We start from the raw sequence: 13,397 nt of genomic DNA, 5'->3' as shown, positions 1-13,397 counted from the left end.
CGCCACACCGCGCCCCTTGGCGCCTTCACAGTTGCGTGCCACCATCTTGCGCGCAGCCCCCATCGAAAGCTAGAGCCTGTTCCCATGTCCCTGTGGTCTTTCGCCAATCCCGCCAAGTTCATGAAGGTCACCGCGCCGCTGGTGCCGGCCCTGTCCGGCCTGTCGCTGCTCCTGCTCGTGATCGGCCTTGTCTGGGGCTTCTTCTTTACGCCGGACGACTACCGTCAGGGGTCGACGGTCAAGATCTTCTATCTTCATGTCCCCGCCGCGATGATGGCGATCAACGCCTGGGGCGCAATGCTGCTCGGCTCGCTGATCTGGCTGATCCGTCGGCATCATGTCAGCGCTCTCGTCGCCAAGGCGGCCGCCCCGGTGGGGGTGACGATGACGCTGATCGCGCTGCTGACGGGGGCGATCTGGGGTCAGCCGATGTGGGGCACCTGGTGGGCATGGGATCCGCGGCTGACTTCCTTCTTGATCCTGTTCCTGTTCTACCTGGGATACATGGCGCTCTGGACGGCGATCGACGATCCGGACACGGCCGCCGATTTGACCTCGATCCTCTGTCTCGTCGGGTCGGTCTTCGCGGTGCTGAGCCGCTACGCGGTGAACTTCTGGAACCAGGGCCTACATCAGGGCGCATCGCTGAGCCTCGACAAGGAGAAGAACGTCGCCGACATCTTCTTCTATCCCGTGCTCGTGACCATGGCCGGCTTCGTACTGCTGTTCCTGGCACTCGTCCTCGTCCGGACCCGGACCGAGATTCGTCTCAGGCGCCTTCACGCCCTGCAACTTCGCGAGAGGATGGCCTGATGCCCGATCTTGGCAAATACGCGTTCGAGGTGACGGCGGCCTATGCCGGGAGCTTCGCGCTGCTCGGCGCGATCGTCTTCGCCAGTTGGAGCCGCAGCCGCAAGGCGCGCCGCGATCTTGCCGCCGCCGAAGGGAGACGCCGCAATGGCTAGGATTCCGCTTCTCATGATCGCGCCGCCGGCCCTGTTCCTGGGGCTTGCCGCACTGTTCTATGCCGGGATGCAGCGTGAGGATCCCGACGCGCTCCCCTCCTCCCTGACCGGGCAGGCCGCGCCGCAGATGGAGCTGACGCCGCTTGGGGACTACCCTGAGTTCACCCGCGATCTGCTCGATGAGCCGGGGGTCAAGATGGTGAATATCTGGGCCAGCTGGTGCGCGCCCTGCCGGGTCGAGCATCCGAACCTCATCGCCCTGGCCGAAGAGGGCATCCCGATCTACGGGGTGAACTACAAGGACAAGCCTGACAACGCGATCGGCTTCCTGCAGGAGCTCGGCAACCCCTTCGCCGCCGTTTCCGCCGATGCCAGCGGGCGCATGGCGCTCGAATGGGGGGCCTACGGTGTTCCCGAGACCTATGTCATCGATGGCGAAGGGCAGATCGTGCTGCGCTTCGCGGGCCCGATCACGCAGCGTGTCATCGAGGCCCAGATCAGGCCGGCCCTCGCGCAAGCCGCCGGCAGCTGAGCGCCGCGCCGGCCCCCGTCCCCGAATGTTCCGGGGGCGGGGCGTGGGGATATCAGATCACCCCCAAATCAGCAGCGCGACGACGCCGGCGCAGATCAGAAGGCTTTCCAACATCGGAACCGGAAGCTTGGATCGACGCAAAACTGCCCGGAATTCATTGAGTTTCATTGGCGTCACCTGAAAAGAATATGTCAAAAATATTGGGTCTTTGAGGCGAGATGCGAGGAAACGAACTGTTTCAGTGACCGCGCGGTCGTAATCGTCAATTTGATCGACCATCGTCTCCAAAAGATTAATGAGGAGGCGCTGGACCGTGGGTTACAGGTCGATCGGCCGAAAATTGACCGGTTCTCATATCGATTCTGTAACTCGACCCTAGCCTAAAATACAGGTTCGGTCGAGCGCGCTGCACAAGCTCGGCGCAAAATGGCCTAGATTTGGCCACAATTCAGGACAGAGAAAATTCGGGCTGGGGAAAATGACCCTGCCATGATCAGGGGAGGAGGCGCAGGCTGCCGGGCCGTCGTATCAGGCCCGCCAGGGCGGGTTGCCGGGATCGGACGCCACGGTCGCGCGCAGACGCGCCAGAACGCCGTCGGGCAGCGCGCCGCGCCGCGCCAGCGCCTGCGCCGCCGCGAGTGCGATGGAGGCCGCGTCCACCTCGAAGAAAGCGCGCAACGCGGCGCGCGTCGCCGATCGGCCGAACCCGTCGGTGCCCAGAACGGTGATCGGTGCCGAAAGGTAGGGCGCGATCAGCGAGGGAACGGCCCGAACGTAGTCGGTGGCGGCGATCACCGGCGCCGTTCCGGGCAGGAGGGTCTCGAGATGGCTGCCTGCGCACTCGTCGCCGAGCCTTCGCGCGCGCTCGACCTCGCGGGCGCCGCGCTCGAGCTCGCTGTAGGAGGTGACGGAGATGACCTCCGCCGCGATCCCCTCGGCCGCGAGCCGCTCGGCGGCTTCCACGACCTGCGGCAGGATCGCGCCCGAGCCCAGGAGGCGCACCGCGGCCGTCCCGCTCTCGGTACGCGGCAGGCTGTAGCCTCCCGCGAGGATGCCCGCGCGGATGCCTGGCGCCTCCGGGATCGACGGCTGTGCGTAGGCCTCGTTCATCACGGTCACGTAGTAGAACTCGTCGCGCTGCTCGGTGATCATGCGCCGTGTGCCGGCCTCCAGGATGACGGCCAACTCGTAGGCATAGGCCGGATCATAGGCACGGCAGGTCGGGATGGTCGCGGCGGCAAGCTGCGAAGAGCCATCCTGATGCTGGAGCCCTTCGCCGGAAAGCGTCGTGCGCCCCGCCGTCGCCCCGAGCAGGAAGCCGCGGGCACGCTGATCCGCGGCTGCCCAGATCAGGTCGCCAACCCTTTGAAAGCCGAACATCGAATAAAAGATGAAGATCGGAAGCAGGGCGACGCCATGCGTGGAGTAGGCAGTCGCCGCCGCCGTCCAGCTCGATATGGCACCGGCCTCGGTGATCCCCTCCTCGAGAAGCTGCCCGTCCGACTTCTCGCGGTAATAGAGCATCGAGCCTGCATCTTCCGGCTCGTAGAGCTGCCCCTCGGGAGAGTAGATGCCGACCTGCCGGAAAAGGTTGTCCATTCCGAAGGTGCGTGCCTCGTCGGCCACGATCGGCACGATGCGGGGGCCAAGCTCATCGGCCTTCAGCATCCCGTTCATCATGCGGACCGCGGCAACGGTCGTCGACATGGGCTTGCCGTCGGCGGCGAGGGCGAACGTGCCGTAGCTGGCGAGCTCGGGCAGGGCGGGCAGGCTGGCCGCGCTCTGGCGCCGCCGCGGCAGCGGACCGTTCAGCGCTGTGCGCCGGGCGGCGAGGTAGCGCATCTCGGGGCTGTCCGGAGCGGGCTTGTGATAGCGCACCTCCCTCAGGTCGGCATCCGTCAGCGGCAGATCGAACCGGTCGCGGAATTCCCGCAGGGCATCGAAATCGAGCTTCTTCGCCTGGTGGGCCATCATCCGGCTCTCACCGGCACCGCCCATCCCGTACCCTTTCTTGGTCTTGGCGAGGATCACTGTCGGTTGGCCCTTATGCGCCCTGGCGGCGGCGAAGGCGGCATGAAGCTTGCGGAAGTCGTGCCCGCCGCGCTTGAGCTTGTGGATCTCTTCATCGGTCAGATGCTCCACGAGGGCCGCGCTCTCGGGATCCGTGCCGAAGAAGCTGGCCCGGTTGTAATCGCCATCCTTTGAGCCGAGATTCTGATACTGGCCGTCCACCGTCTCGGCGAAACGGCGCAGAAGGACCTGCTGGCGATCGGCGGAGAAGATCCCGTCCCACTCGGTCCCCCAGAGCACCTTAATCACGTTCCAGCCCGCCCCGAGGAAAAGGCTCTCGAGTTCCTGGATGATCTGTCCGTTGCCGCGCACCGGACCGTCGAGACGCTGCAGGTTGCAGTTGACGATGAAGGTCAGGTTGTCGAGTTTCTCGCGCGCCGCGAGGGTGAGGCCGCCGATCGATTCAGGCTCGTCCATCTCACCATCGCCGAACACCCCCCACACATGCCGCTCGTTGGTTCGGGCGAGGCCGCGCGCCTGCATGTAGCGCATGAAACGGGCCTGGTAGACCGCGCTGATCGGGCCGAGCCCCATCGACCCGGTGGGAAACTGCCAGAAATCGGGCATGAGCCATGGATGCGGATAGGAGGGCAGGCCGGGCGCATCGCCGACCTCCTGGCGGAACCTGTCGAGATCATCCTCGGAGAGCCGCCCCTCCAGAAAGGCGCGCGCGTAGACGCCGGGTGCCGAGTGCGGCTGGAAGAAGACCATGTCCTCGGCGTCGAAGAAGTGGTTGAACCCCGTCTCGAAGATTTCCGCCGCCGAGGCATAGGAGGCGATATGCCCGCCGAGGCCGCCGTAAGCCTCGTTGCCGCGGATCACCATCGCAAGGGCGTTCCAGCGCAAGATCGCGGTCAGACGCTCCTCGATCGCCAGGTCGCCGGGGTAGCGGCCCTGCCGCGTGGTCGGGATCGTGTTCTGGTAGGCCGACACGGGGCGCGAGATCAGGCTGAGCCGATTGTCGCGGGCCGTTTCGAGCAGACGGTCCATGATGTATCGCACGCGTTCGGGACCATCGGCCTCATGAAGCGCCTCGAGCGCCTCGATCCACTCTCCGGTTTCCTCGGGGTCGAAATCGTCAAGCCTGCCCGCCACGCTGCTGCCCTCGTTCTGCGCGCCCGCCGAAGGGGGCGCCGTGTCTGCATCACTGCATCCAGACGTAGCGCATAATCCGTGGCGGCAGATGCCGAATGATGCGGCCATCGCGGCAAATGATGGACGATATGAACGGCATGACGGGGCGCCTTGGCATCCCGTGCCAACCGGGGCGCGAGTCACGGCAGGAATGCCGCGAGCAAAAAGGGAGCGCCGATCTGGCGCTCCCCCGTTCTTGTCCGGTTGCGGCCCCGGAGGGCCGCATCGTGGCCTCCGGTTCAGGACGCCTTGGCGAGGTCGCGCAGCACGTAATGCAGAACGCCGCCATGCTCGATATATTCCTTCTCGATGGCGGTATCGATCCGGCACTTGATCTCGATCGCCTTGGTCGTTCCGTCGGAATAGGTGATTTCGCACGGCACCATCGCGCCGGGCTTCAGGTCGCCTTCGAGACCGCTGATCGAGACCGTCTCCTCGCCCGTCAGCCCGAGCGTCTTGCGCGTGTCGCCGCCGGTGAACTCGAAGGGAATGACCCCCATGCCGACGAGGTTCGAGCGGTGGATGCGCTCGAAGCTCTCGGCGATCACCGCCTTGACGCCCAGCAGCGCGGTGCCCTTGGCGGCCCAGTCACGGCTCGAGCCTGCGCCGTATTGCTCCCCGGCGAAGATCACGAGGGGCGTGCCGTTTTCCTGATACTGCATCGCCGCGTCGAAGATCGGCTTCTGCTCGCCATCGGGCCCCCTGGTGTAGCCGCCCTCGACACCGTCCAGCATCTCGTTGCGGATGCGGATATTGGCGAAGGTGCCGCGCATCATCACCTCGTGATTGCCGCGCCGCGAGCCATAGGAGTTGAACTCGCGCACCGGCACCTGCCGCTCCATGAGGTATTGTCCGGCAGGGGTCGATTCCTTGAACGATCCCGCGGGGCTGATGTGGTCGGTGGTCACCATGTCGCCCAGAAGCGCGAGCACGCGCGCATCCTTGACGTCGGAGATGGTCCCCGGCTCCTTGGACATGCCCTGGAAATAGGGCGGGTTCTGCACGTAGGTCGATTGCGCGGGCCAGTCATAGGTCTGGCTGTCCGTGGTCTCGACGGCGCGCCATTTCTCGTCGCCCTCGAAGACATCGGCATACTTGCTCTGGAAGGCCTCGCGGGTGACGGTCTTCTCGACCAGTTCGGCGATCTCGGATTGCGAGGGCCAGATGTCCTTGAGGTAGACATCGTTGCCGTCGCGGTCCTGGCCCAGCGGATCACGGGTGATGTCGACATTCATGTCGCCGACGAGCGCATAGGCCACCACGAGTGGCGGCGAGGCGAGGTAGTTGGCGCGCACATCGGGGCTGATCCGGCCCTCGAAGTTGCGGTTGCCCGACAGCACCGAGGTCGCGATCAGGTCGTAGTCGTTGATCGCCTTCGAAATCTCGGGCTCCAGCGGGCCGGAGTTGCCGATGCAGGTGGTGCAGCCGTAGCCCACGAGGTTGAAGCCGATCGCATCGAGATCGTCCTGCAACTCGGCGGCCTCGAGATAGGCGGAAACGACCTGGCTTCCGGGGGCGAGGGAGGTCTTCACCCACGGTTTGCGATCGAGGCCGAGCGCACGCGCCTTTCGCGCCACGAGCCCCGCGCCGATCATCACGTATGGGTTCGACGTATTGGTGCAGGAGGTGATCGACGCGATCACGATCGAGCCGTCATGCAGCTGGTAATGCCCGTCATCGGTGGCCACGTAGCCGCGCTGGTGATGGCCTTCGTCGCCGGGGATGTCGCGCGGCTCGGGCTGTCCGCCTTCGCCCTCCCAGCGGATCTCGGCATTGGCGGAGGCATCCTTGCCCTCGCGCACGCCCTTCACGTATTCGGCAAAGGCGCCTGCCGCGCTGTCGAGCGCGATGTGATCCTGGGGCCGCTTGGGGCCGGAGATCGCGGGAACCACGGTGCCCATGTCGAGCTCGAGCCGGTCGGTATAGACCGGATCATAGCCGGCATCGCGCCACATCCCGTTCGCCTTGGCATAGGCCTCGACCAGGGCGAGGGTCTTCTCGTCGCGACCGGTCTGGGTGAGGTAGCGGATCGTCTCGTCGTCGATCGGGAAGAAGCCGCAGGTCGCGCCGTATTCGGGCGCCATGTTGCCGATCGTGGCACGGTCAGCGAGCGGCACATTGTCGAGCCCGTCGCCGTAGAACTCGACGAACTTGCCGACCACGCCTTTGGCGCGCAGCATTTCAACGACCTTCAGAACGAGGTCGGTCGCGGTGGTGCCCTCCGGCATCGCGCCGCTCAGCTTGAAGCCGACGACCTCCGGGATCAGCATCGAGATGGGCTGGCCCAGCATCGCGGCCTCGGCCTCGATCCCGCCGACGCCCCAGCCAAGAACGGCCGCGCCGTTGACCATGGTGGTGTGGCTGTCGGTGCCGACCAGCGTGTCGGGATAGGCGACCGTCTCGCCGTTCTGATCCTCGTCGGACCAGACCGTCTTGGCGAGGTATTCGAGGTTCACCTGGTGGCAGATGCCGGTGCCGGGCGGGACCACGCGGAAATTGTTGAACGCCTTCTGGCCCCATTTAAGGAAGGTATAGCGCTCGATGTTGCGCTCGTATTCGCGCTCGACATTGTGCTGAAAGGCGCGCGGATTGCCGAACTCGTCGATCATCACCGAGTGGTCGATCACGAGATCGACGGGGTTGAGCGGGTTGATCATCTGCGCGTCACCGCCGAGCGCCACGATCCCGTCGCGCATCGCGGCAAGGTCCACCACTGCCGGGACGCCGGTGAAGTCCTGCATCAGGACGCGGGCAGGGCGGTAGGAGATCTCGCGGTTGGTGCGCCCCTCGTTCGACGCCCAATCGGCGAAGGCCTTGATGTCGTCGGTCGTGACCGTCTTGCCATCCTCGAAGCGCAGCAGGTTCTCCAGAACCACCTTCAGCGCGACGGGGAGACGGGAGAAATCGCCGAGGCCGGCATCCTGCGCGGCATCGATCGAGTAGTAAGAGAAGGTCTGGCCGCCCGCGTCGAGCGTCTTGCGGGCCTTGGCACTGTCCTGTCCGACCTGGATGGTCATGGAATAGATCTCCTGGGTTGCAAAGGGCTGAATTTGTCACCGTGATGCAGCAAGCGCCCCTTCTCTTCAAGGGTGAAGCCGCATTTGGTATACCATCGCACACCAAACTGTGTAGCACAAGGGGAACGCTTCGCGGCAAGGGCGCGTGCGGGTTCTCGCAAAACCTTGATTGGCCGAGCCGTGCCGGGTTTCGTAACACGGTATCCGGGATCACCGGCACTGGACAAACCTATGCGCATCGCGACCGCCCTGCTTTCAGCGGCCCTCACCCTGGGCGCCGCGCCACTCGCGGCAAGCGACCGGATGGTCGTGGTCGAGCTCTTCACCTCGCAGGGCTGCTCCTCCTGTCCGCCCGCGGATGCGCTTCTGGCGCAGGTCGCCCAACGCCAGGACGTGATCGCCCTCGCGCTGCATGTCGACTACTGGGATTACATCGGCTGGGCCGACATGTTCGCGCAGCCCGCCTTCACCAAGCGGCAGAAGGCCTATGCAGCGGCGGCCGGCGAGCGGATGGTCTACACGCCGCAGATTATCGTCGGAGGCATCGATCACGTTGTCGGCTACCAGCCGATCGAGGTCACGCAGCTCATAGAGAAGCACGGCGCCCTGCCGGACCGCGTCGCGCTCGACCTGACGCGCGAGAACGGCCGGATCGCGATCACGGCGGAGGCCGTGGGCCCGCTGCCGCAGGTGATGGCCGTGCAGCTCGTAGCGGTGTCACCCGGACGCGAGGTGGCGATCGATCACGGCGAGAATGCCGGCAAGCGCATCTTCTACAGCAATATCGTCGAGGGCTGGCACAGGCTCGCGGAATGGAACGGTGCCGCGCCCTTGTCGATCGAGGTCGAGGACACGATGCCCGGTCGCAAGATCGCGGTGCTGATCCAGGAACGCGGTCCGGGGGCCATCATCGCGGCGGCGATGCGCGACTGACACCGCCAATGGCCGCGAGGGGACCGGACCGCGCGGCGCCGCTCAGTCTTGCGCCGCGCGAAGCTCGGGCTTCCAGCGCCGGTGGATCCAGAACCATTGCTCCATATGGGTGCGGACGACACGCTCGAGGCTGTCATTGAGCGCCTGGGTGAGCGTCAGGGGATCGCTCAGCGGCACGGGCGCGTCGATCAGGATTTCGAAGTCGAGCCCATTTGGCTGCCTGATGCCGTAGACCGGGACCACGAGCGCATCGTATTTCAACGCCCATTCGGCCGCGGAAGTCGCGGTTGGCGCGGTCTTGCTGAAGAAGGTCACCGGCGCGCCGTTGCCCGCGAAGACATCGATCAGGATACCGACCGCGCCGCCCTGCCGCAGGTGGTTCACGAAACCCAGCAGGCCGCGCCGATTGGCCGGGAAGATCGGCTCCGCATTGCCGCGCATCGCCTCGGCGTAATGGGCGTTGAAATAGGGGTTGCGCATCTCGCGGTAGAGCGCGGCGAGGGCGATCCCCTCCTGCGCAAGGGCGATGCGTGGCACGTCGTAATTGCCAAGATGCCCGGTCACCATGATGACCGGCCGCCCCTCGGCGCGGGCCGCGCGCAGGGCGTCGAGCCCCGGCCCGGCGAGCGGGGTGTTGCGGGCCCGCGCGCGAAAGGGCTCGCCCGAGTAGATCTCGATCAGGGTTCGTCCGGCATTGTCGGGCACCGCGCGTTTGAGCCGGCGGACCTCCGCCGCGTCCAGATCGGGGCGCACATGGGCCAGGTTGGCCTCGACGCGGCGGCTCCACCCGGCCAGCGGCGCGACGATCCGCGAGACGATCCAGCCCATCATCGGCACGCGGGTCCGGTAGGGAACCGCCATGGCCAGCGCGAGGACCGACCGGATGGCCGCGTTGACGGCACGGTCCCGCATCACCGATCGCTTCATCCGCCCGCGTTCCCTTCCCGTCCCCGAATGGCCCCGCCGCCCGTGTCGCTCCCGGAGGGACCGGCAAGCTGTGTCTCACGGTGCCAGACATAAAGACCGGCCCCCGCGATCACAACCATGCCGATCACCGTCGGAAGGTCCGGCCACTCGCCGAAGAAAAGCAGACCCCAAAGGCTCGCGAAGATCAGCCCGACATAGGCGAAGGGCGCGATCAGGCTCGCCTCGGCCATCATCAGCGCGCGGATCAGCATCAGCTGCGAGCCGGCACCGCAAAAGCCGATTACCGCCATCATCCCTGCCGTGCGCAGGTCCGGCATTTCCCAGAAGAAGGGGATAAGGGCGGTAAAGAGGATCGCGCCGAGCAGGGCCGAGTAGAGCAGTGAGGTCCAGGCATCCTCGTCCCGGCCGACGAAACGCGTGGTCAACGCGTAGCCCGAATAGAAAAGCGCCGCGGCGAGCGGCAGCAGGGCGGCATAGCTGAAGACCTCGCTGCCGGGGCGGATGACGATCAGAGCCCCGATGAGCGAGACCACGACCCCGACCGCGCGGCGCGGCCCGAAGCGCTCGCCCAGGATCAGCGCGGCCCCGAGGGTGATGATGACCGGGTTGAGGTCCATGATCGCCGTCGCCTCGGCCAGCCCGATCATCGTCAGGCCCGTGAAGAAGCAGCTCGTCGCCGAGAGCAGGAAGATCGAACGCAGGACCTGCAGCTTGGGGTAGCGCGTCCTGAGCACGCGGCGCAGGCGCGGCGCGACGATGACGGCAACGATGACGGTCTGCCCCGCGTAGCGCGCCCAGAGCGCCATGACGGGGTTCGTTTCCTGCCCGATGCCCTTGGCCAGCGCATCGAGCACCGTGAAAAGCGCGATCGCGCAGATCATCAACAAGATGCCCTTGGCCTGGTCGGAAAGCGGGGCACGCCGATACCCGCTCCGCCGCTCGCGTGCCGCCTCGTTCATCTCGCGTTCCAGTCCTGTGGATGCGGCGGCGGCCCCGCGATGGGGAGCGATCGCCCTGTTCTGTTTGCCCGGCCGGTTCGGGAAGCGGTGCGGGCCGGTCAGCCCCCCGGCGGCGCGGCGCCAGGTACGCGGGCTAGGCCGGTGCCGATCATCGCATCGCGCCCGACGAGCGCGGCAAGCTCGGGCCGTGACAGTCCCGCCGTGCCCTCGGGCCGGCGCGGGATCACGATGTAGCGCATGTCGGCGGTGCTGTCATGGACCCGGATCTCGACATCATCGCCCAGTTCCACCCCGAATTCGGCCAGGACCCGGCGCGGCTCACGGACCGTGCGACTGCGATAGGCGCGCGACTTGTACCAGTCGGGCGGCAATCCCAGCAGGTTGCGCGGGTAGCATGAGCACAGGGTGCAGACGACGACGTTGTGCACGTTTTCGGTATTCTCGAGCGCGATGAGCTTGAGCGTGCCGATGTCAAAGCCCATCTGCGCGCAGGCCGCTCCCGCATCGCGCATCAAAAGCGCGCGGAACTCACCGTCGCTCCAGGCCCGCGCGACGAGGGCTGCGCCATTGGCGGGCCCCCGCGCGTCCATCGCCTCGACCTGCGCCGCGATCTCGGCGGCCGAGGTCACGCCCTTCTCGATCAGGATCTCGCGGATGGCGATCTCCATCTGCTGCCAGTAGCTCAGCGGCACGTCGTCATCGGTGCGGTAGGGATGGCCCGAGGGGCTCATCTCGTGGGAATGGTCATGCGGCATCGGTCGGCTCCGGTCTCAGCCAGTGGGCGTAGATTTCGGCCTCGAGCGTGTCGCGGGGCCTTTCGGCGGCCGCGCCCCAGATCTCGGCCATCGTGAACCTGACCCGGTAGAGATCATGCGGGCGACCGGGCCGGTGATAGGCCAGCTCTTCGGGAAGGGGGAAGGGACCGAGGCGCCGCTCGACGACACCGCGCCGGCCGCGCAGATAGACAGGCGTGCGCACATGGCCCGGCGGCATCATCGTGGCCACGCGCACCGTGGTTCCGGGGGCAAGTGGCGCGCCATCCGCGGGCTCACTCATCGGCCGCCTCGCCATAGGTCACGCCGCGCTCGGCGATCCGTTCCATGCGCGCGCCAAGTTCGCTGACCGTATAGACCCCTCGCTCAACGAGGTTCTGGTTCAACGCCGCGACCCAGCGCTCGTAGTAACTCATCGTCTCGAACGCCTCGGGCCCCATGTCCTCGAGGACCCGGCGCAACGCGTCAACGGTGAAGAGGCCGCGTGCCTGCGCCAAGATGACGAGCGCGTCGACACGCTTCTCCCAAAAGGCGAAATCATGCTCGTCGCGGGAAATCGCGCCGCTCTCGGCGCCCCCCATGTCGTGCCAGCGATGTCCATTCATATCGGTCATGGCGCGATGCTAGTGGCCCCGGGGGACGGTGTCCATGACCTGCCGGCGCGCGCGGCGCCGGCAGGGGCGAGGGCCCGCTCAGCGCTCGCCGAAGACCCGTGCGAAGATCGTGTCCACGTGCTTGGTGTGATAGCCGAGGTCGAACTTTTCCTCGATCTGCTCGGGGCTGAGGGCCGCCGTCACCTCCGCATCGCCCAGAAGCTCGGTCTTGAAATCCTTGCCTTCCTCCCAGACCTTCATGGCGTTGCGCTGCACGAGGCGATAGGCATCCTCGCGGCTCACGCCGGCCTGGGTCAGCGCCAGCAAGACCCGCTGGCTCATCACGAGGCCGCGGAACTTGTTCATGTTCGCCAGCATGTTGTCGGGATAGATCACCAGCTTGTCGACGACCTGCGTCAGCCGCGCGAGGGCGAAGTCGAGGGTGATGGTGGTGTCGGGGCCGATATTGCGCTCGACCGAGCTGTGCGAGATGTCGCGCTCGTGCCAGAGCGCCACGTTCTCCATGGCCGGCACCACCGCCATGCGCACGAGACGCGCAAGACCGGTGAGGTTCTCGGTCAGGACCGGGTTGCGCTTGTGCGGCATGGCGCTCGAGCCCTTCTGCCCGGCCGAGAAGAATTCCTCGGCCTCGAGCACCTCGGTGCGCTGCATGTGCCGGATCTCGGTGGCGATATTCTCGATGCTGCTTCCCAACACGCCAAGGGCGGCGAAGAAGGCCGCGTGGCGGTCGCGCGGGATCACCTGCGTGCTGATCGGCTCGGGCATGAGGCCGAGTTTCTCGCACACATGCTCCTCGACGCGCGGATCGATATTGGCGAAGGTACCGACGGCGCCCGAGATCGCGCCGGTGGAGATCTCGGCACGCGCGGTCTTGAGCCGCCGCAGGCCCCGGTCCATCTCGGCATAGAAGCGCGCGAAGGTGAGGCCCATCGTCGTCGGCTCGGCATGGATGCCATGGCTGCGGCCGATGCGGACGGCGTCCTTGTGCTCGCGGGCCCGGCGCTCGAGCGCCTCCAGGAGCTTCTCCATATCGGCGATCAGCAGATCGCTCGCACGCACCAGCTGCAGGTTGAAGGTGGTGTCGAGCACGTCCGAGCTCGTCATGCCCTGGTGGACGAAACGCGCAGCGTCGCTTCCGACATGCTCGGCAAGATGGGTCAGAAAGGCGATCACATCATGCTTCGTCACGGCCTCGATCTCGTCGATCCGCGCCACGTCAAACTCGACATCCTTCGCTTTCCATACGGCTTCGGCATTCTCGCGCGGGATGACCCCGAGATCGGCCATCGCGTCGCAGGCATGCGCCTCGATCTCGTACCAGATGCGGAACTTCGTCTCGGGCGACCAGATATCGACCATTTCGGGACGGGAGTAGCGAGGGATCATGCGCGCGGCCTTTCGCGATTGTGACGGGATGGCCGCGGTCATAGACTGCACCAAGGGTCCCGGCAAGAAGCGGGCCCCGGCAATGGC

General features: G+C 66.2%; 13 protein-coding genes. 4 read left to right on the top strand and 9 right to left on the bottom strand.

Going from position 1 to position 13,397, the window contains the following annotated elements; all coding sequences use genetic code 11:
• Positions 1 to 84 precede the first annotated feature (84 nt).
• Genes PMES_RS14275 through PMES_RS14265 form a run of 3 tightly spaced genes read left to right on the top strand, consistent with a single transcriptional unit; the run spans position 85 to position 1,497 of the window.
• Complete coding sequence (locus PMES_RS14275) at positions 85 to 813, top strand: heme ABC transporter permease (RefSeq protein ID WP_159966400.1); 729 nt, start codon at positions 85 to 87, stop codon at positions 811 to 813.
• The gene (gene ccmD / locus PMES_RS14270) at positions 813 to 965 is read left to right on the top strand and encodes a heme exporter protein CcmD (RefSeq protein ID WP_159966399.1); all 153 of its coding nucleotides are present in this window, start codon (positions 813 to 815) and stop codon (positions 963 to 965) included. The genes PMES_RS14275 and ccmD overlap by 1 nt, the downstream gene beginning before the upstream one ends.
• Complete coding sequence (locus tag PMES_RS14265; protein ID WP_159966398.1) at positions 958 to 1,497, top strand: DsbE family thiol:disulfide interchange protein; 540 nt, start codon at positions 958 to 960, stop codon at positions 1,495 to 1,497. The genes ccmD and PMES_RS14265 overlap by 8 nt, the downstream gene beginning before the upstream one ends.
• Before the next feature lie 57 nt (positions 1,498 to 1,554).
• On the opposite strand, the gene PMES_RS14260 is transcribed toward PMES_RS14265, so the two are convergent.
• From PMES_RS14260 to acnA, 3 genes are all read right to left on the bottom strand, one after another.
• Positions 1,555 to 1,776: a hypothetical protein gene (locus PMES_RS14260; protein WP_159966397.1), complete on the bottom strand. Its 222-nt coding sequence runs from the start codon at positions 1,774 to 1,776 to the stop codon at positions 1,555 to 1,557.
• 249 nt (positions 1,777 to 2,025) lie between these two features.
• Positions 2,026 to 4,662 carry an alpha-ketoglutarate dehydrogenase gene (gene mdeB / locus PMES_RS14255; RefSeq protein WP_236549816.1) on the bottom strand — a complete coding sequence of 879 codons (2,637 nt, stop codon included), beginning with the start codon at positions 4,660 to 4,662 and terminating at the stop codon, positions 2,026 to 2,028.
• A gap of 278 nt (positions 4,663 to 4,940) precedes the next feature.
• A complete protein-coding gene (gene acnA, locus PMES_RS14250; RefSeq protein WP_159966395.1) occupies positions 4,941 to 7,718 on the bottom strand; it encodes an aconitate hydratase AcnA in 2,778 nt (925 codons plus the stop codon).
• A 231-nt stretch (positions 7,719 to 7,949) separates the two neighbouring features.
• On the opposite strand from acnA, the gene PMES_RS14245 reads away from it, so the two are divergent.
• Positions 7,950 to 8,651, top strand: coding sequence for a DUF1223 domain-containing protein (locus PMES_RS14245; RefSeq protein WP_159966394.1), 702 nt, complete (start codon positions 7,950 to 7,952; stop codon positions 8,649 to 8,651).
• 42 nt (positions 8,652 to 8,693) lie between these two features.
• Here PMES_RS14245 and PMES_RS14240 read toward each other — a convergent pair whose 3' ends face one another.
• From PMES_RS14240 to purB, 6 genes are all read right to left on the bottom strand, one after another.
• Positions 8,694 to 9,578, bottom strand: coding sequence for a lysophospholipid acyltransferase family protein (locus PMES_RS14240; RefSeq protein ID WP_159966393.1), 885 nt, complete (start codon positions 9,576 to 9,578; stop codon positions 8,694 to 8,696).
• Complete coding sequence (locus PMES_RS14235; RefSeq protein ID WP_159966392.1) at positions 9,575 to 10,537, bottom strand: DMT family transporter; 963 nt, start codon at positions 10,535 to 10,537, stop codon at positions 9,575 to 9,577. The genes PMES_RS14240 and PMES_RS14235 overlap by 4 nt, the downstream gene beginning before the upstream one ends.
• A gap of 98 nt (positions 10,538 to 10,635) precedes the next feature.
• On the bottom strand, positions 10,636 to 11,292 hold the full coding sequence (locus PMES_RS14230) for a nitrile hydratase subunit alpha (protein ID WP_159966391.1): 657 nt from the start codon (positions 11,290 to 11,292) through the stop codon (positions 10,636 to 10,638).
• Positions 11,282 to 11,593 carry an SH3-like domain-containing protein gene (locus PMES_RS16885; protein WP_268892428.1) on the bottom strand — a complete coding sequence of 104 codons (312 nt, stop codon included), beginning with the start codon at positions 11,591 to 11,593 and terminating at the stop codon, positions 11,282 to 11,284. Before PMES_RS16885 ends, PMES_RS14230 begins: the two co-directional genes overlap by 11 nt.
• A complete protein-coding gene (locus tag PMES_RS16880; RefSeq protein ID WP_268892427.1) occupies positions 11,586 to 11,924 on the bottom strand; it encodes an SH3-like domain-containing protein in 339 nt (112 codons plus the stop codon). Before PMES_RS16880 ends, PMES_RS16885 begins: the two co-directional genes overlap by 8 nt.
• 78 nt (positions 11,925 to 12,002) lie before the next feature.
• Positions 12,003 to 13,310 carry an adenylosuccinate lyase gene (gene purB, locus PMES_RS14215; RefSeq protein WP_159966389.1) on the bottom strand — a complete coding sequence of 436 codons (1,308 nt, stop codon included), beginning with the start codon at positions 13,308 to 13,310 and terminating at the stop codon, positions 12,003 to 12,005.
• Between the last annotated feature and the right edge of the window lie 87 nt (positions 13,311 to 13,397).

This window comes from Profundibacterium mesophilum KAUST100406-0324 (genome assembly GCF_009835145.1).
Taxonomy (GTDB): domain Bacteria; phylum Pseudomonadota; class Alphaproteobacteria; order Rhodobacterales; family Rhodobacteraceae; genus Profundibacterium; species Profundibacterium mesophilum.
The sequence above is the reverse complement of the archived record's forward strand: the minus strand, read 5'-3'. Positions and strand labels throughout refer to the sequence as shown.

What these genes read in the sequence shown, in the direction of transcription:
- PMES_RS16880 (WP_268892427.1), bottom strand. Translation starts at nt 11,924, where the DNA reads ATGACCGATATGAATGGACATCGCTGGCACGACATGGGGGGCGCCGAG.
- PMES_RS14240 (WP_159966393.1), bottom strand. Translation starts at nt 9,578, where the DNA reads ATGAAGCGATCGGTGATGCGGGACCGTGCCGTCAACGCGGCCATCCGG.
- PMES_RS14230 (WP_159966391.1), bottom strand. Translation starts at nt 11,292, where the DNA reads ATGCCGCATGACCATTCCCACGAGATGAGCCCCTCGGGCCATCCCTAC.
- PMES_RS14265 (WP_159966398.1), top strand. Translation starts at nt 958, where the DNA reads ATGGCTAGGATTCCGCTTCTCATGATCGCGCCGCCGGCCCTGTTCCTG.
- PMES_RS14260 (WP_159966397.1), bottom strand. Translation starts at nt 1,776, where the DNA reads ATGGTCGATCAAATTGACGATTACGACCGCGCGGTCACTGAAACAGTT.
- purB (WP_159966389.1), bottom strand. Translation starts at nt 13,310, where the DNA reads ATGATCCCTCGCTACTCCCGTCCCGAAATGGTCGATATCTGGTCGCCC.
- PMES_RS14275 (WP_159966400.1), top strand. Translation starts at nt 85, where the DNA reads ATGTCCCTGTGGTCTTTCGCCAATCCCGCCAAGTTCATGAAGGTCACC.
- ccmD (WP_159966399.1), top strand. Translation starts at nt 813, where the DNA reads ATGCCCGATCTTGGCAAATACGCGTTCGAGGTGACGGCGGCCTATGCC.
- PMES_RS14235 (WP_159966392.1), bottom strand. Translation starts at nt 10,537, where the DNA reads ATGAACGAGGCGGCACGCGAGCGGCGGAGCGGGTATCGGCGTGCCCCG.
- PMES_RS14245 (WP_159966394.1), top strand. Translation starts at nt 7,950, where the DNA reads ATGCGCATCGCGACCGCCCTGCTTTCAGCGGCCCTCACCCTGGGCGCC.
- PMES_RS16885 (WP_268892428.1), bottom strand. Translation starts at nt 11,593, where the DNA reads ATGAGTGAGCCCGCGGATGGCGCGCCACTTGCCCCCGGAACCACGGTG.
- acnA (WP_159966395.1), bottom strand. Translation starts at nt 7,718, where the DNA reads ATGACCATCCAGGTCGGACAGGACAGTGCCAAGGCCCGCAAGACGCTC.